Genomic DNA, 18047 nt, shown 5'->3' on the forward strand with positions numbered 1-18047 from the left:
GGTCACTGCAAGGCGTACACCTCCACATCGACGCCAAGACATCGACCTAGTGGAATATCAGTAAGCAGTTGAGGGTCCCGGGTTTTAAAACCTGGGACCCTTTTGTTGTTACTAGAAATCAATGAAGGGGACCCTTAAAGGAAGGCGTTTCTCGGCATCGCCCAAGCCTTGCGAGAAGTGCGGGAGCCTGGACGCTGGCACGGCACAGGCTCCTTGCTGTGCAAGTCCCTCGGCGTTTGCACTGTTGACCCTCAGGAGGATTCCATGCTGGAGCTTGCTCATATCTCTAAGCGCTATCCCATGGCGGAGGGCGAGGTAGTGGCCCTTAATGACGTGTCGTTGAGCTTTCGCCAGAGCGAGTTCGTGGCTGTTTTGGGCCCCTCGGGATGCGGCAAGACCACGCTGCTCAACATCATTGGCGGCCTCGACAAGTACACCTCGGGCGACCTGCGTATCGACGGCCGCTCCACTAAGGACTACTCGGACGCCGATTGGGACGCCTACCGCAACCACTCCATTGGCTTTGTGTTCCAGAGCTACAACATCATTCCTCACCAGTCAGTGCTCTCCAACGTCGAGCTGGCCCTGGTGCTCGACGGTGTTCCCAAGGCCGAGCGCACCCGCCGCGCCACCAAGGCCCTCGAGCGCGTGGGATTGGGCGATCAGCTGCATAAGAAGCCCACCATGATGAGCGGCGGCCAGATGCAGCGCGTGGCCATTGCCCGCGCCATCGTGAACGATCCGGGCATCATCTTGGCCGACGAGCCCACCGGCGCCCTGGATTCCAAGACCTCCGTGCAGATCATGGACCTGCTGGCCCAGATCGCTCAGGACCGCCTGGTGATCATGGTGACCCACAACCCAGAGCTTGCCGAGAAGTACGCCACCCGCACTGTGCGCCTCTCCGACGGGTCGGTGGTCTCTGATTCCAACCCACCCACGGCCGCAGAGCTGGCAGACGAGCCTGTCTACCAGAAGCCGCCCCACACCCACCTGCCCTTTGCGGCGGCGCTGGGGCTTTCGGCCAACAACCTGCGCACCAAGAAAGGCCGCGCCTTTTTGACGGCCTTCGCGGGCGCTATCGGCATCATTGGCATCGCGTTGATCCTGTCGCTATCCAGTGGGATGAACGACTACATCAACAAGCTCGAGACCGATGTCATGGGCAGCTATCCTCTGCAGATCGACCGTAGCTCCTTTGATATGGCCAACGTCCAGTCCTATCGCCAGGGCCGCGTAGAGGAGAACAGCCTTATGGGTGGCGAGTCAGCTGATGGCTCTGAGGCTGTCTCGGGTGACAAAGGATCTGGCAACGATGCCGGGCAACCTGCTGACCCCGGCGAGGTGACCTCCGACAACTTGGTGGGATCGATCTACCGCGATCTAGATTCCATGGTGAAGACCAATAATCTAGGGGCCTTCCGCACTTGGATCGAGGGCCATCGAGGAGAGATCGACGACGCCGTCACCGATATTGCCTACTCCTACGACGTGAATCCCCAGGTGTGGCGCAAAGACTCCCAGGGCGATCCTGTGCTGGTGAGCCCGCGCTCCCTCATTCAAGAGCAGGGCGGCTATGCCTCCATGGCGCTTTCTCAAACCAGCGGCATCTCCACCGAATGGAAGCAGCTGGTAGACAGCCCCGTTCTTCGCGAGGACCACTATGAGTTGGTGGCCGGCGATTGGCCCCAGGAAGCCAACGAGGTGGCCTTGGTCGTCGACGAGGACAACCGCATCAGCGACTTCTACCTCTACACCCTGGGCCTCATGGACATGGACCGCATGCAGCAGGTGGTGGACGCCGCTCAAAACGGCACTGACATCGACGACCCCACCGAGACCTTTGACTACCGCACCATCTTGAACCGCGAATACACGGTCTTCTCTCCCTCCCAACTCTACCGCGCCAACGGCGAAATCTATGAGGACATGGAGTCCGACGACGCCTTCATGAAAGAGGCTCTCGACGCAGGCGACGGCTATCAGGTGCACATCGCCGGCGTCCTCAAAGCCAAAGAGTCTGCCAGCTATACCTCTGGCGTGGTCTATACCGGAGCGCTCACCGATGAACTCATGGACCGAGCCGCCCAGACTCCCGTAGTCAAAGCCCAGCTTTCCAATCCCGAGAAAAACGTGCTTACCGGAAAGGAGTTTGGCTCTGACTCCGAGCAAGCCATGAGTTCTATCGACTCCCTCTACGGCAACATGATGAGTGGCATGATGAGCTACTCCAGCTACAAGACGCCTGAGTCTGCGATGCACGGCAGTCCCCAGGCCCTGGCGACGCGGCCAGGACAGTGGCTTCAGCTGGATCTGGCGACTCCTGCCGATGTTCCGGGTTTGATGACGGTAGATGCTGCGACTCCCGACGACACAACTTCCGGTGCCGGTGCCAGCGCGGCTCCTGGCGATGCGGCTCCTGATGACGGTGGGACCACCCCCGGTGACACAACTCCTGATGCCACGACTTTCTCGGTAACGTTTAAGAACTGGGACGGCACCGTGCTGAGCGGGCCTGTGGAGGTGGCTCAGGGCCAGCAGATTCCTGCCTCGGCAGTGCCCTCGACGCCCACCCATGCCGGCGACGGCAACACCACCTATGTCTTTTTGGGCTGGCGCTCTGAGGGGGAGTCGCTGCTCTATCCTGCGGGAACGCCGCTACCTGCGGTGGAAGACGACTGCGTGTACACTGCGGCGTTCGTGGCGATTCCCGCGCAGCAGACCGACGCCGCCACGGCTGCTATTTTGCAGGCGCTCGCTCAGCTGACGCCGGAGCAAAGGGCGCTTTTGGCCTCGGCTCTGCAGGGCAACGAGGTAACTATTGACGATTTGATTAATGCAGGGGTGATTACCCGCGAGCAGGTGGATCAGCTGCAAGCTGAGGCTTCCAAGCGATTGGAGGAAGAGGCACAAAAGTATCTGCAGGACTATATCGATTCCATAGACACCGAAGCGTTGATGAAGCAATACATGCAGCAATACCTGGGGTCCATGGATCCGGAGACGCTCATGAAACGCTATCTGGCCGGTATGGATACTGATGAGCTTATGCGCCAGTATCTTGCGCAGGCGATGGGTTCTGGCCAGATGGAAGATCTTATTCGCCAGTATCTTTCGTCCATGGGCCAGGAAGACCTCATGGCGCTCTTCGGCGCACAGTTGGGTTCGCTGGATTTGGAATCGCTCGCAGCCTCGATGAATCCTGCTGTTGCCAACAGCTATGATGCGGTGATGACGCAACTCGGTTATGCAACCGAGGACGATCCTTACGCCATCACGTTTTACCCCAAAGACTTCGAGAGCAAGCAAAAGGTCCAGGATTTTATCAACGAGTACAACGCGCAGACATCAGAGGAAGATCAGATCACTTATACCGATATGGTGGGGCTCATGACTCGCTCCATCACCGAGATCGTCGACATCATTACTGCCGTGCTGCTGGCCTTCGTATCGATCTCGCTAGTGGTCAGTTCAATCATGATTGCAATCATCACCTACATCTCGGTATTGGAGCGCACCAAGGAGATTGGCATTTTGCGCGCGCTGGGTGCCTCGAAAGGCGATATCACGCGCATCTTCAACGCTGAGACTTTTATCGAAGGATTGATGTCGGGCGTCATGGGCGTGGTGGTGACGATGCTGCTCAACATCCCCATTAGTGACATGATTTATAAGAGCTATGGCGCGGCTAACATTGCCTATCTTCCGCCCTATGACGCATTGCTGTTGGTGGGAATCTCGGTGCTGCTGACGTTTGTTGCCGGCTTTATTCCGGCACGCCTTGCTGCCAAGAAGGATCCCGCGGTGGTGCTTCGCAGCGAGTGATGCGGGTTGGGGCCGCTGTGGACCTAAGAAGTGCTGCAGATCCATAGAGCGATTACTGACGATAGGCGTGCAATAGGTGGGCGCTCGGGGGAGTGTCCACCTATTGTTGTGATGATTCAGCGACGGAGAAGATGAGGTAGGGACGGGGGAGTTTCTCGGCAAGGAAAGAAGGTGCTGATAGAGGGTCGGATGAGCATCCAGGAGCCTAAAACTTGACAGATTTTGGTAAGAAAATGGTCAGAAATTTGTCAGACGCTCCTGCTAGGGTGCGCCCATGGAAGTGATTTTGACTGACATAAGCGCTTGGACCGTCTATGCCTCAGGAGCGCCTCTCATCCCCGTCCCGCAAGCTGAGGCCATCCGCGTCATCCAGGGCGCGCGGGCCTCTTCGGCTGCGGCCTCGATGGTGCGCGGTCTTGTTTGGTGGAAAAGCTGGGAGTCCTACACCCGGGCGCTGCTGGGGTTGCCGGAGGGGCGGTCGGTGCCAGTGCATCTGATGGTGTCACCTTGCTGTCAGCACGGTGGTCGCGGACCTATCAAATGTCACGTAGCGCCACAAGGCGATATGCATGGGTTTTTGTGCAAAACGCCAATGGCCGCTAACAGCGGAGAACCAATTTATGTGGTGAGCCCTGCGGCATATCCTCTTATACGCGCGCGCAGGTTGGATATATTGGGGGTAGCCGATCTGTTGGCGCAAATGTGGAGCGATTTTTTGGTGCGCCCAGACTTGGGCGGGGTGATTCAATATCGCTCTGCACCCCTATGCTGTAAAGACGAAGTCGAAACTATGCTGGTGTCGCTTCCCTCGGTGAGAGGCGGCGTGCAACTGCAAAAAGCACTCGGATACGTTTCGCCTGGCGCGCACTCTCCCATGGAAGCGGTGCTGCAATTGGCGCTCTGCCTGCCCCAGAACATGGGAGGATGTGGCTTGCCGCTTCCAGCAATGAACAAATCCATGCCCCTGCCTGGTGATGCGAGGGCTTTGTTCAGGGGCCAGCGAAGAATAACTCCGGATTTAGCATGGCTCGAAAAGGGCCTTGTGGTTGAGTACGACAGTTATCAAGAACATGATCAGACTGAAGCTCAAGCCCAAAACGATCGCAACCGCAGAGATGCTTATGACCGAATGGGATTGCGAACGATAACGGTGGACAGAAGCACCATGCGAGATGACACAAGGCGCAATCTGGCTTTTGCAAAAATAACCAACTATCTAGAGCGCGAGTTTGATTGGTCGGGAGATGCACAAATAAAACGGCACGATTTGGCGTGGCGACTCATGCACCTGCAGACTATCTGGTAGCAGCCCTCTTGCTCTTAGGGGAACTCACCTTGGGACTCCCCCTGCGGGGAGGCCATAGACGACCTGCGACGATCTGGGTTTACTGTTGGGCGGATCCCTCCTGTGGGGGCCATCTGGGCCCGCTCATCTCGATGTGCTAGATGAGTATCTAGGAGAACAACTTGCAAAGCTGAGATGGCTATTAGACTCCAAATAGAACGCTTCTCAAGCGATCTTCAAGCGGTAATGGACTCCTAAGCAGCCAAATAGAACAGAATGGGTTCTATTTGGCTGCTTAGGAGAACAGGAGGCTCACAGAACCGTTCTCTTAGAGCGCCTAGGAGAACAGCTGCTCCCTCTGGGTGTTCTTTTAAGGCCCTAAGAAGAACGCGGCTGCCCTATATGGGCCTTCTTTTGGGACCTCTGAGACTGCGTCGTATCCAAGGGTGCATAGCCAGCAGGGGGAGTGGTTTGGCTGCCTGAGAAGTCGTTATCCATCGGCCGAATCGCATTGCCCCTAAGACCCACAACAAGAGGTGCCCCATCGCTAGGTGGGGCACCTCTAAAAAGCTTTCAGCACAATGTCTGCGCAGCAAGATGCGGCAGCTGCCCTGCAGGACACAATGGCTGAGCAGGACGCAGTAGCTGCGTTGCAACACCAACTCTGTAGCAGCGGGCTACTTGGAAGCAGCGTCGGCGGCAGGAGCAGCTACCAGGTCGGCCTTGACGCCGTTGTTGGAGCCAATGACGCCAGCCTGCTCGAGCTGGGCGATCTGCTCGTCGGTGTAGCCCAGACCCTTGAGGATCTCGACGTTGTTCTCGCCCAGGTTGGGGGCGCGCTTGTAGTCGGGCTTGTAGTTGGAGAGGCTGAAGGGCAGGCCGATGGTCTTGAAGGAACCGCGAGCCTCATCCTGATCGATGGTGATGATGGTGCCGTCGGTGTTGAGGTCGGGGTCGTTCTCCAGCTCGTTCCAATCCAGGACGGGGCCTACGGGCACGCCCTTCTCGCCAAGCATCTTGGTGAGGGTGCCCTTGTCGTACTGCATGGTGAACTGCTCGACGCGCTCGTAGATCTCCTTCTTGTGCTCATCGCGTGCGTTTGCAGTGTTGAACTTGGGGTCGGTGAGCCAGTCCTCAAAGCCCATGGCGTTGCAGAACTCCTCGAAGCCCTTGGGCGACTGCTGAATCACGATGTACACGTAGGCGTTGGGGTCGGTCTCCCAGCCCTTGGCGCGGTAGCACCAGCCCAGAACCAGGCCGCCCTCGGCGTTCTCGGCGCGAGGAATCGCCTTGCCCCACTTGTAGCCGGGGTAGCAGGCGTAGTAGCTCAGCTGATGCAGGCGGTCCAGGATGAGCTGGTCGCGCAGCTTGATGCGGCAAAGGTTGAGCACGGCGTTTTGCATGGACTGATAGACATAGGTGCCCTCGCCGGTATGCTCGCGCTGCATAAGGGCGGCGAGGATGCCGATGCAAAGGTGCATACCGGTGTTGGAGTCGCCCAGGGCGGCGCCGGACTGGGTAGGCACGTTGAAGTCGCCCTCGTTCCAACCGGTGGTCGAAGCGGCACCGCCAGCGCACTGGGCCACGGGCTCGAAGGCCTTCACGTGGGCAAAGCGGCTGCCCTGGTTGAAGCCCTTGAGGGAGGCCATGATGCACTTAGGGTTGATGGTGTGCACTTGCTTCCAGCCAAAGCCCAGCTTCTCCACGTCACCGGGGCCAATGTTCTCTACAAACACGTCGGCGTCCTTGAGGAGGTCGGTGAGGATCTTCTTGGCAGCATCGTCCTTCATATCCAGGGTGATGGACTTCTTGTTGGCGTTCAGCTGCAGATAGTACAGAGAGTACGAGCCGTCGACGTCGTTCATCTCGTTGCGGGTGGGGTCGCCGCCGTGGACCTTCTCCAGCTTGATGACCTCTGCGCCTAGCCAGGCGAGGATCTGGGTGCAGGAGGGGCCGGATTGAACCTGGGTCCAGTCGATGACTTTGATGCCGGCAAGCGGCGCAGTATTGGTGGTGTCAGCCATGAAAATCCTTTCATTCCAAGGAGGACAGACGAGCTTCATGGGGGTAGGGACCCCCACCAAAAAGCCTTCATGGTGCGATGAGTGTTCACAGGCACTCTTACCCCACAACCATTCGCGCAACCCTGCGGCACGGAGCCGCCGCCAAAATCTTCACTGTCGAGCAGGGCTGTTGCGCCCATGGCGGTCATTTGTCCGCCATCCGCCGTCAGCTTAGGGGCTCAGGCCAACTGGAGCCACAGGGCAAAAAGCCGCCGGAGGTGGGGAAGGGTTTCTCGGCAAGGGAGAATAAATAATCAATCAAAACAAATAAACCCTCATGAAAATAAAAAGGTATTGGCACATATAAAAGGAATCTGAAATTAGCATTGGGCGTGAGCTTGTGAAACATCTCGCCGACCGATGATTTTGTGCGTGGGCGGTCAAGTTGGTGTGAGGAGATCGGATTAATGGGAAGAGACGTAATGCGATGAAAGAGCTCATCTAGGGGCGGCTGGGCCTTGTATTCAGGGGCTCAGCGTCCTTCTTAGAGCGCGCAGTCGGCTCGCGCGTGCTGCCGGTTGCGTCACCTGTTCACTACTTCGAAGGAGGCTGTTGTGACCACTGGCACCACACCTACCACTTCCACTCAAGACCTTACCGACGGCATGCATTTTTTGGCAGACACCATCATTGCCAATGGGGTGAAGAACATGTATGGCGTGGTTGGCATCCCCGTCACCGACTTCGCCCGCATTGCTCAGGCCAAGGGCGTCAAATACATCGGTATGCGCCATGAGGCAGATGCAGGAAACGCTGCTGCTGCCGAGGGCTTCCTTACCGGCCGTCCCGGCATGTTCCTTACCGTTTCTGCTCCCGGTTTCCTCAACGGCCTCGCTTCCCTTAAAGAGGCGACCGAGAATGGCTGGCCCTGCATCCAGCTGGCCGGTTCCTCGGTGCGCCATACGGTGGATCTGGAGGAGGGCGAGTACGAGGGCCTCGACCAGCGCGCTTACGCTGCGCCCTTCGCCAAAGACTCCTTCCGCATCGACAAGATCGAGGACATCCCTCTGGGCATCGAGCGCGCCATCCGCACCGCTATGGCAGGCCGTCCTGGCGGCGTCTATGTAGACCTCCCCGACGACCTCATGGGTCAGACCATCGAGAAGTCCGTTGCCGAGAAGATCCTCGTCCCTGCCCAAAACCTCACCCCTTCCCAGGCGGCCGATCCCGCCATGGTGGAGAAGGCCCTGGAGCTTCTGGAGGGCGCCAAGAACCCCTGGATCATCATTGGCAAGGGCGCAGCTCTGGGCCGTGCTGAGGAGGAGTTGGCTGCGTTTGTCGACAAGACCAACATCCCCTTCCAGCCCATGTCCATGGCCAAGGGCCTCATCCCCGATGACGACCCCCACTCCACCGCTTCCTGCCGCGGCCTTGCCATGCGCACGGCAGACGTCATCCTGCTGGTGGGCGCTCGCCTCAACTGGATGTTGGGCTACGGCAAAGGCAAGAAGTACAACCCCAACGTCAAGTTCATACAGATCGATATCGATGAGTCTGAATTCGGCAATGCCCGTCCTATCGACTGCCCGCTGGTGGGCGATGCGAAGACCGTCATGGGCCAGCTGGTGGACGGCCTGGCCACCCACAAGGTGCAGGCAAGCCAGGAGTGGCTGGACCTGCTGGCGGCCGACGCCAAGAAAAACAACGAGCGCTTTGGCGGTGCTGAGACTGCAGACACCGTGCCCATGACCCATCAGAACGCCCTGGGCGCCATCAAGCGCGTGCTGGACAAGAACCACGACGTCTATCTCACCAACGACGGCGCCAACACCCTGGACGACTGCCGCGACATCGTGAACATGTACCTGCCCCGCCATCGTTTGGACTGCGGCACCTGGGGCGTCATGGGCGTGGCCATGCCCTACGCCATCGGTACGGCTGTGACCACTGGCAAGCCCGTGGTGTCTATCTCCGGAGACTCTGCCTATGGCTTCGCACCTCTCGAGGTCGAGACTGCCACCCGCTTCAACCTGCCTATCGTCACCATCGTCCTCAACAACGGCGGCATCTACCGCGGCGACTTCGAGGATCTGGGCGACTCTGGAGATCCTAGCCCCCTGACCTTGGATGCCACGGCTCACTATGAGAAGGTGGGCGAGGCCTTCGGCGCCAAAGGCTACTACGCCACCACCCCTGCCGAGGTAGAGGCAGACCTCACCGAGGCTCTGGCCTCGGGCAAGCCGGCCTTCATTCATGTGCAGCTCTCCATCCATGCCGGCAAGGAGTCCGGCCACATCGGCAACCTCAACCCCAAGCCTATCTTTGGCCCGCTGGCTACCGGCGAGTGCGAAGACCTCAATGAAGAGGTTGTTGACGGAAAGCTGGTGCAAGAGAAGCCTGCCCAGCAATAACTTGGCGCATGCCACGCGATCTGTCAGTGAGGAGGCCGCCTGTCAAGGCGGGCGGCCCCTCTTAAGAGAAAAGCCCCTTTATGATCAAGATCATCGTCAACGACATCATCCCTATCTTGGTGATCATGGCTTTGGGATACATCTGCGGCCGCGTTCACTATTTTGATGACGACCAGCGTCAGGGTCTTAACAAGGTAGTGCTGGACATCGCCCTGCCTGCGGCCCTCTTTGTGTCCATCGTCAAGGCTACGCGCGAGATGCTCGCCTCCGACCTCATGCTTACCATCCTATCTTTGGTGGGTGTCACCGGAATGTTCATGCTCAGCTACTGGCTGTGCAAGAAGCTGTTCCATCACACCACCCAGGAAGCAGCCATCTGCGCCATGATCGCAGGCTCGCCCACCATCGGTTTTCTGGGATTCGCAGTGCTCGACCCCATCTACGGCAACGATGTCACCACCAACCTGGTTATTGGCATCGTGTCCATCGTGGTAAATGCTGTGACCATCCCCCTGGGCTTCTACCTCATCAACAAGGGCCAGAGCGAGCTGCGCGACAAGGTGGCCAAGCAGTCTGCAGCCTCTTCCAACGGCTCCGCTGCTGCGGTGGCTGCCCCTGCCAAAACCGTAGCCGCTGTCGCACCGGCACCTACGCCTGAGGGCGCCCCGGTAACCGACGAGGAGGCCCGCAAGGCCGAGAAGGAGCATGGCATCCGCAAGGAGATCGACGTCATTCGTGCCGAGGAACGCGGCCATGGCAAGAAGCATGTCATCAAGAACCAGAACCTCGCCGCCATCGTCAATGCGGTGAAGAAGCCCGTGGCGGCGGCGCCGCTGCTTGCTGTGGCGTTGGTGCTTCTGGGTGTGCGCGTTCCCGATGCGCTGGACCCCTGCTTCGACCTTATCGCCAAGGCAAACTCCGGCGTCGCCGTGCTGTCCGCTGGTCTGGCGCTCTCTACCGTAAGCCTGGGCATCAACAAAGAGGTCATCTGGAACACGTTCTTCCGCCTGATCCTCACCCCCGCGGTCATCGTGGCCGCGGGCTTCCTGTTGGGAATGGGCTCTGACCCTGCGAAGATCTCCATGCTCTGCATGGCAGTGGCCCTGCCTCCTGCGTTCTCCGGCATCATCATCTCGAGCCGCTACAACATCTATGTGAAGGAAGGCGCCAACTCGGTGGCCGTCTCTACCGTGGGCTTTGCCGCCACCTGCATTCTGTGGGTGTGGCTCATGCCTGTTCTGTGCTCCATGTTCCACTAAGGGAGCGGGTATCCGGCGGCCCATTGTTGGGCAGCCTTTGACGGCTGTCGCCATCGCATCCTCTTTGACATCCAATTCGTTATTAGTGCAGTTTCGGCACTGGGGTTTTGCATCGCCCCAGTGCCGAAACTCTTCTTATAACGAGAATGGAGCCTCAGACAGGCAAAACCGCACCCGTTTTCGTAAAAAGGGGTCCGAATAACGAATCTCACGCCGTATCATCCCGCATGCGCTCAGCAACACGCCGTATCATCCCGCATGTGCCCAGCCAGCATGTGCCCAGCCAGCATCCATCAGGCTGGCATACGCTCCGCCAGCATCCGTCCATCGTTTCAGGCCACGCGAAAAAGCATCTCATGGGCGCAACGAAAAGCTACAGAGTACGCGGCCGGAAGGGGAAAAGTCGCCCGATGCCCCTTCCCAAGCCGTGGGCCACCGCCACGCAGGGAACGATCCAGGGCGCAAACCCCCAGCCAAAGAACTCGCAGCCAATAAGCATGCCCGAGATAGGGGAGTCCAGCGCCACGCCGTAGAGCGCCACCATGGCGAGGGCGCCGCAGATCAAGGGACTGGCTCCCAAAAGGCCCGCGATAGAGGAGCCGAGAAGGGCGCCCACCACAAACATGATGGTCACTTCGCCGCCCCTCAGGCCAAAGCCCAAACACACAATGGTGAGCAGCAACTTGTAGGCAAAGCCCCAGCTAGGCTCCGCATGAGCGAGAGCTGGCATCACCAGTTGGGTTCCCAGGCCGGCCCAGGTGGCGAGCTTGGGGATGAGAAGGAGCGCCAGCGTGACCAGCGCTGCCCCTGCGAGCAAACACTTCATAGGGGAGCGCCCCAGCCTGTCGCGCACCAATTCCAAGCAGCGCACTCCGGTGCCAAAGCAGGCGCCTGCAACCGCGCACGCCACGGCTACCAGGCAGACGGCCCACAGATCCACAGGAGTGGCCCCCTGCACACCCACAAAGGGGGTGGCGATCTGCAAATTGAGGGGGCGCGCGAATGCGGCGCCAATCAAGCAAGAAAGCAAGACGGTAGGCAGATGGCGCAGGGCGATGCGGTGGGCGCGAAGATGCTCGACCAGGTAGGCAAAGACGCCCAGCGGCGCACAGAGCAGTGCCGAGAAACACGCTGTCAAGCCACAGGCGCACGCCCAAGCCCAGGCAGGCTCACCGTCATCTTCTTCCAGGGAGAACCAGGGAAGCAGCAGCGTTCCTACCGAGGCCCCCAGATGCTTGGAGGCAGAATCCGGCCCCACGGAGGCGCCTCCTGCAAGAGACATCAGCGTGCCGAGAAAGACGGCAATCCCTTCTCGGACGGGAAAGCGCCTGCGGGACTTCATGGAGTCGATGAGGCCGTCAAATCCAGGGGTGAGGTTCATAGGCAGGCGCAATGCTCGGTAGAGCGCGATTTCCAGCAACCCTAGCGCAGGCAAAAGGGCGCTCATCCAGGGGAATGCGCGCCAAAGCTCGCCTATCCAGGAGACGCTGCGGCACAACACAATGTTCGCAAGGCCGCAGAGTAGGCCGCAGACCAGGGCAAAGGCCAGTCTGCGTCGTCCTTGTACCCAGTCGTAGCGAGCCATCCGTCCCTGCAGTTGGGCAGTCTTCTGGCGAATCGCGGAGCCCACACTCACCTCCCATATATCCGTAGATTCCTTTTTACCCATGCAGGCAGGCGTATGCCTTGGGATGGAACCTCTTGGGGGGTATAGACCAACGGAAGGCACTCATTGCGTCCGCGCATTTCTTGGGAGGCACCATGGCACAAACTCCGTCCACCCCTGCGTCTGCATCGTCGACTACGACAAAATCCCAGCTTCAGGCTATGGATGGCATGACGGCAGCGGCTCAGGCGGCCTATGCGCTCTCGGATGCGGCCTTCATCTATCCCATCACGCCGGCCTCGCGGATGGCAGAGACGGTGGAACGCTGGGCGTGCGACGGCCGCCTCAATTTCTTTGGGTCGCCGGTGGAGGTCAAAGAGATGCAGTCCGAGAAGGGCGTGGCCGGCGCTCTGCACGGTGCTCTGGCAGGAGGGGCCCTTACCTCGACGTTTACTGCATCCCAGGGCCTCATGCTCATGATTCCCAATCTCTATAAGCTCTCGGGTGAGCTTTTGCCGGGTGTGCTCCATGTGACGTGCCGCTCGCTTTCGGCTCATGCTCTGTCGATCTTTGGCGACCATCAAGACATCATGGCCATCAGGGCAACGGGTCTAGCCATGTTGGCCAGCGCCACGGTGCAGGAATGCATGGACTTGTCCTGGGTGGCACACTTGTCGGCCATCGACGGATCGGTGCCCTTTGTGCACTTCTTTGACGGCTTCCGTACCTCGGATGCCATCGAGACCATCGAGACCGTCGACCCTGAGGCCATGAAGCCACTGGTAGATTGGGATAAGGTGCGCGCCTTTAGGCAGCGTTGCCTGGAGCCCGAGCGCCCACAGGTGCGTGGCACCGCTCAAAACTCTGACATCTATTTCCAAAATCGCGAGGCTGCCAACCCCTATTATGACAAGCTGCCGGCGCTGGTGCAGGCCAACATGGACAAGTTGGCAAAGGTCACCGGCCGCCAGTATCATCTCTTTGACTATGCCGGTGCGCCGGACGCTACCCATGTGATTGTGACCATGGCCTCGTCGGCCCAGGTGGTGGCCCAAACCGTGGCGCAGCTGCAGCATGAAGGCCACAAAGTGGGTGTGGTTGCCGTGCGGCTCTATCGCCCCTTCTCCGGGGCTCACCTTATGGAGGCGCTGCCCCAGACGGTGGAGTGCGTCTCGGCGTTAGACCGCACCAAAGAGCCTGGCAGCCTAGGCGAGCCCCTCTTCGAAGACGTGGCGCTGGCAGTGCTTTCAAGCGGACGTGCCATCAAGGTCTTTGGCGGCCGCTATGGATTGTCTTCCAAGGATTTCACTCCGGCCCAAGTCAAGGCCGTCTTCGACAACATGGATTCCAGCTCGCCCAAGGAGCGTTTCTCGGTAGGAATCACCGATGACGTCACCTATCTGTCGCTGCCGGTGGGCGAACCCTTCCAGGTGGGCAAGGCGCCCAAGTCCCAGGCCGTGTTCTATGGCTTTGGCTCCGACGGCACGGTGGGCGCCTCCAAGCAGGCGGCGCGCATCCTCTCTCGCGAGCAGGGCACCTACGTGCAGGAATACAGCTGGTTTGACTCCAAGAAGTCCGGCGGTCTCACCATTTGCTACCTGCGTTTGGACGATGCCCCCATCCAGGCTCCTTACTTGATTGATAATGCAGACTATGTGGCTTGCCACAAGTCAATCTATGTGCGCCGCGGCTATCCCATGGCCAGCCGCCTCAAGGAGGGTGGCACCTTTGTGATCAATGCGCCTTGGACTACTTCGCAAGACTGGGAGCGTCAGGTGCCCGCCGAGCTCAGGCAGGCACTGGCCAAAAAGCATGCGAAGCTCTACGCCGTAGACGCCACTTCTCTGGCCGAGAAATGCGGCCTGGGCGGCAAGATCAACCTCATCATGGAGTGCGTCTACCTCAAGCTTTCGGGCCTTATGGACTACGACCGCTTCCTGGACGCCCTTAAGAAAGATATCGCTCAGGTCTATGCTGCCAAGGGCTCCAAGGTGGTGAACGCCGACATCCAGGCGGTCCAACAAGCCCTGGATTCGCTGGTGGCCATCGACTATCCCGCCAGTTGGGCTACCGACACCCAAGGCCCCCTCACTCAGGCCCAAGAGCAGGCCGACTGCATTCAGAGCGCCTACGTCAAAGACGTCTTCTGGCCCATGGAGGAGCTCAAAGGCGACGATTTGCCCATAAGCGCCCTCACTCCCGATGGCTTCACCCCTCTGGGCACCACTGCGCTGGAGAAGCGCACTGTGGCGGTGAACGTCCCCCTTTGGGATGCTGACAAATGCGTTCAGTGCACTCAGTGCTCCTTCGTGTGCCCCCATGCCGCCATTCGACCCTTTGTGGCCACAGACCAGGAGCTTTCCGGTGCCCCGGCCGGCTTCGACACCAAGCCTGCCCGCCATCCAGACCTCAAAGGCTTGAACTTCCGCATCCAGGTCTTCCCCGAGGATTGCGTGGGGTGCGGCAGCTGCGTCTATCGCTGTCCCGGTCATGCCCTGAGCCTGCAGCCCCTGGAAACCCAGCTTGAGACCCAAAAAGAGGCTCTGGAGTTTTGTCAGGGGTCCATCTCGCTCAAGACAGACCTCATGCCTACGACCTCGGTGGTGGGCACCCAACTCCAGCCTCCGCTCCTGCAGTTCTCCAGCTGCTGCGCCGGCTGCGGCGAGACTCCCCATGTGAAGCTGCTCACTCAGATCTTTGGCGACCGCCTTATCATGGCCAACGCCACCGGCTGCTCCTCCATCTGGGGCGCCTATATGCCGGCCATCCCTTATGCCACTAACGCCGCAGGTCACGGTCCCGCCTGGGGCAACTCCCTGTTCGAGGACAACGGCGAGTACGGCTACGGCATCGCCAAGGGCGTCAAGATCCGCCGAGACCACTTGGCCCAATGCGTCAACTCTGCCCTCTCCCAGAAGGCCTTCGATCCCGAGACCCGTGACCTCATGTCTACCTGGCTCTCCTCCAAAGACGATCCCGACGCCGCCTACTCCTTGGGTGTCGCCATTGCCGAGAAGCTCGAACCCTACGCTGACGGACCTCACCCATCGGCTGCCTCTGGCGCAGCGCAGGGACTTGACGAACGTTCGTTGGCCGCTGAGGTCCTGGACTACAAGGAGATGTTTGGCAAGAAGAGTGTCTGGGCCGTGGGCGGCGATGGCTGGGCTTACGACATTGGCTATGGGGGACTGGACGAGGTAGTGGCCTCTGGCGAGAACATCAATGTGCTGGTGCTCGACACCGAGGGCTACTCCAACACCGGCGGTGAGATGAGCAAGGCCACCCAGCTGGGCGCGGTGACCGGTTTCACCTATAACGGCAAGCGCACGCCCAAGAAAGATTTGGGCCTCATGCTCACCCAGTACGGCTACGTCTATGTGGCCCATGTGTCTTTTGGCGCCGATATGAACCAGCTCATCCAGGCTCTCCACGAGGCAGACTCCTACGACGGCCCCAGCGTGGTCATCGCCCTTTGCCCCTGCATCAGCTGGCAGATCGAAGGCGGCATGTCCTCTGTCACAGGCATCATGCGCGAGGCCACCCAAACCGGCTACTGGCCGCTTTGGCGCTTCGATCCGCGCAAGAGCGCTCAAGGAGATGACCCATTGACCGTTGACTCTCCCACACCTTCCAAGCCGCTCAAGCCCTTCTTGGCCAAGATGCGCCGCTACGAGAGCCTGGCCGATCGCGAGCCCCAGCTTTCCGGCCGCCTCCAGTCAGAGCTGGCCAAGGATAGCGACGCTGTATATAGGCGCCTGAGCGGCCTTGTAGATATGTGTGGCTCTCAAGAGAAGGGTGACGAGCAGTAGCGCGGAGTTAGTCCGAGGATGACTTTAAGGCAATGGCTCTGGGGCCCTCTTTGGCATGGGAGCGACATAGAGCGTGCTGGCATCAGGCGGCACGGAGGTTCTCAGTGAGCTTTCGTGCCGCTTTTCTGTGCCGAGGGACTGGCTTGTGTCGTGGGGAACGGGTTGTGCAGTAGATATTCAAAAATAAAATCTATACATAAAAGAAAAAGAAATATACATACCATAACTAGCATGACAGTTAGTACATAGTTCCTACATAAGTGATCATGAATGACTGAATAATATCTAATAAGCAAAATACCTGCGTAAATACCAACTGATAGATTCAGTAATAAAACTAACGGACAGGAATTGACCCCTTCTATTGAATGTGTAGAATACATGTGATCTAATCTTATTAACAGAAAAAAATACGACATCGAAGGAGGAGAGAGTGATTGGTCAGAACGTGGCGTTCCCCAAAGTGACGGTGATCCTCAGGCGTGTCCCTCTGAAGGCAGCTCGAATCATTGCAGCCCAGATGACCAAGAGTCGAGTTAGGTCCATGGAAGTGTCGCTGGTCACTGATGACGCCTTGGATACCATTCGTGCGCTCAACGATGAGTTTGGCGACGAGCTGTCTATTGGCGCCGGCACGGTGCGCACCGTGGAGCAAGCTCATGCAGCTATCGATGCAGGCTCTTCATTCTTGCTTTCGCCCGTGGGCTTTTCTCAGGGGATTATCGATGTGGCTAAGGATGCAGGCGTCATCTCGGTCCCTTCGGGGTTCAGCCCCACAGAGATTGCCACTATGTTTGACATGGGGGCAGATATCGTGAAGGTCTTTCCTGCCAGCCGCCTAGGGCCTGCCTACCTCAAAGATCTGGCTGCTCCACTTGGCCCTCTGCCCCTCATGGTGGTGGGCGGCATCAACGCCCAGAACGTCCAAGACTACTTTGATGCGGGTGCATCCTATGCAGGTATTGGTTCAGGCTGCTTTAACCCAGAAGATGTAGCCACACACAATGGGGAAGGCATTGCGCGATCCCTGGCAGAGCTGGAGAAAAGGGTGAGGTGGTAGCTGTGACAACGTTTCGTGTTTCTCCTGAAGACGCACTGCTAGGGCTTAAGGCGTCAAGCGAGGAAGAGGTCATACATCAGCTCTGTGAGCACTTGACCGCTCAAAAGACCATTGTTCCTGGCTATGAGGAAAGCCTGTTGGAGCGCGAAGACAACTATCCCACCGGGCTTGAACTGGGTGAGATCTGCGCAGCTATTCCTCACACCGATCCTCAGTACGCCCGCGCTACCAAGCTCGTGGTGGCAACGCTCGCCAATCCAGTGGCCTGGAAGAACATGGAAGACCCTGACGAGCAGGTGCAGGTATCCGTGGTAGTGCTGAGCTTGTTTGACAAGCCCGAGAAGCAGATAGATGCGTTTCAAAAAATCATGGGTGTTATCCAAGACCAAGACACGCTCAAAAAAGCCCTGAACGCTTCGAACGTAGATGAAGTAGTCGATATTTTTAATTAGGAGAGGAAAGGCATTATGGAGAAGAAAACCGTCATCGTATGCTGCGCTTCATCAATGATCACTTCTACGGTTGCGGTAGAGAAGATCAAGGAAGTGGCGAAGGCCATCGGCGCCCCTGAGCCCAACTTCATTCAGTGCAAGTTCTCTGAGGTGCTTGGCAATCTTGCTACCAACCACGTGGATCTCATCGTTCCCACTGGCAAGCTCAAGGGTGTCGAGACTGATGTGCCCATCGTGAAAGGCACTGCTTTCATTACCGGTGTTGGTGAGCAAGCTGTGCTCGACAAGATTGCAGAAGAGCTCAAGAAATAACGTCAAGAGATAAGAGTGCATACGC

Annotated in this window: 10 protein-coding genes; 8 read left to right on the top strand and 2 right to left on the bottom strand. The window is 58.6% G+C overall.

Features of this window, described 5'->3' with window-relative positions; genetic code table 11:
* Positions 1-264: 264 nt before the first annotated feature.
* Together E5334_RS01990 and E5334_RS01995 are read left to right on the top strand one after the other, a co-directional pair.
* On the top strand, positions 265-3825 hold the full coding sequence (locus tag E5334_RS01990) for an ABC transporter ATP-binding protein/permease (RefSeq protein ID WP_136011922.1): 3561 nt from the start codon (positions 265-267) through the stop codon (positions 3823-3825).
* A gap of 274 nt (positions 3826-4099) precedes the next feature.
* Positions 4100-5131 carry a hypothetical protein gene (locus E5334_RS01995; RefSeq protein WP_136011923.1) on the top strand — a complete coding sequence of 344 codons (1032 nt, stop codon included), beginning with the start codon at positions 4100-4102 and terminating at the stop codon, positions 5129-5131.
* A gap of 656 nt (positions 5132-5787) precedes the next feature.
* Here E5334_RS01995 and frc read toward each other — a convergent pair.
* Positions 5788-7134, bottom strand: coding sequence for a formyl-CoA transferase (gene frc / locus E5334_RS02000; protein WP_136011924.1), 1347 nt, complete (start codon positions 7132-7134; stop codon positions 5788-5790).
* A gap of 593 nt (positions 7135-7727) precedes the next feature.
* Between frc and oxc the strand changes: the two genes are divergently transcribed.
* Positions 7728-9524, top strand: a complete 1797-nt coding sequence (oxc, locus tag E5334_RS02005) for an oxalyl-CoA decarboxylase (RefSeq protein WP_275438881.1) — start codon at positions 7728-7730, stop codon at positions 9522-9524.
* An 80-nt stretch (positions 9525-9604) separates the two neighbouring features.
* Positions 9605-10783: an AEC family transporter gene (locus E5334_RS02010; protein WP_136011925.1), complete on the top strand. Its 1179-nt coding sequence runs from the start codon at positions 9605-9607 to the stop codon at positions 10781-10783.
* Positions 10784-11156: 373 nt separating this feature from the next.
* Here E5334_RS02010 and E5334_RS02015 read toward each other — a convergent pair whose 3' ends face one another.
* Positions 11157-12413, bottom strand: coding sequence for a chloride channel protein (locus E5334_RS02015; RefSeq protein WP_167604258.1), 1257 nt, complete (start codon positions 12411-12413; stop codon positions 11157-11159).
* A 131-nt stretch (positions 12414-12544) separates the two neighbouring features.
* Here E5334_RS02015 and nifJ point away from each other — a divergent pair, with 131 nt between their 5' ends.
* The 4 genes from nifJ to E5334_RS02035 all read left to right on the top strand — a co-directional run bounded on the left by nifJ (position 12545) and on the right by E5334_RS02035 (position 18022).
* Positions 12545-16198 carry a pyruvate:ferredoxin (flavodoxin) oxidoreductase gene (gene nifJ, locus E5334_RS02020; RefSeq protein ID WP_136011927.1) on the top strand — a complete coding sequence of 1218 codons (3654 nt, stop codon included), beginning with the start codon at positions 12545-12547 and terminating at the stop codon, positions 16196-16198.
* A gap of 433 nt (positions 16199-16631) precedes the next feature.
* Complete coding sequence (locus tag E5334_RS02025) at positions 16632-17258, top strand: bifunctional 4-hydroxy-2-oxoglutarate aldolase/2-dehydro-3-deoxy-phosphogluconate aldolase (RefSeq protein ID WP_265591608.1); 627 nt, start codon at positions 16632-16634, stop codon at positions 17256-17258.
* Between the two features lie 2 nt (positions 17259-17260).
* Positions 17261-17710, top strand: coding sequence for a PTS sugar transporter subunit IIA (locus E5334_RS02030; RefSeq protein ID WP_167604259.1), 450 nt, complete (start codon positions 17261-17263; stop codon positions 17708-17710).
* A gap of 15 nt (positions 17711-17725) precedes the next feature.
* Positions 17726-18022: a PTS sugar transporter subunit IIB gene (locus E5334_RS02035; protein ID WP_136011929.1), complete on the top strand. Its 297-nt coding sequence runs from the start codon at positions 17726-17728 to the stop codon at positions 18020-18022.
* Positions 18023-18047 lie beyond the last annotated feature (25 nt).

Source organism: Muricaecibacterium torontonense, assembly GCF_004793925.1.
Classification (GTDB): Bacteria; Actinomycetota; Coriobacteriia; order Coriobacteriales; family Atopobiaceae; genus Leptogranulimonas; species Leptogranulimonas caecicola.

Coding starts and splice junctions, on each gene's coding strand:
- E5334_RS01990 (WP_136011922.1), top strand. CDS start 265: ATGCTGGAGCTTGCTCATATCTCTAAGCGCTATCCCATGGCGGAGGGC.
- E5334_RS01995 (WP_136011923.1), top strand. CDS start 4,100: ATGGAAGTGATTTTGACTGACATAAGCGCTTGGACCGTCTATGCCTCA.
- frc (WP_136011924.1), bottom strand. CDS start 7,134: ATGGCTGACACCACCAATACTGCGCCGCTTGCCGGCATCAAAGTCATC.
- E5334_RS02010 (WP_136011925.1), top strand. CDS start 9,605: ATGATCAAGATCATCGTCAACGACATCATCCCTATCTTGGTGATCATG.
- nifJ (WP_136011927.1), top strand. CDS start 12,545: ATGGCACAAACTCCGTCCACCCCTGCGTCTGCATCGTCGACTACGACA.
- E5334_RS02035 (WP_136011929.1), top strand. CDS start 17,726: ATGGAGAAGAAAACCGTCATCGTATGCTGCGCTTCATCAATGATCACT.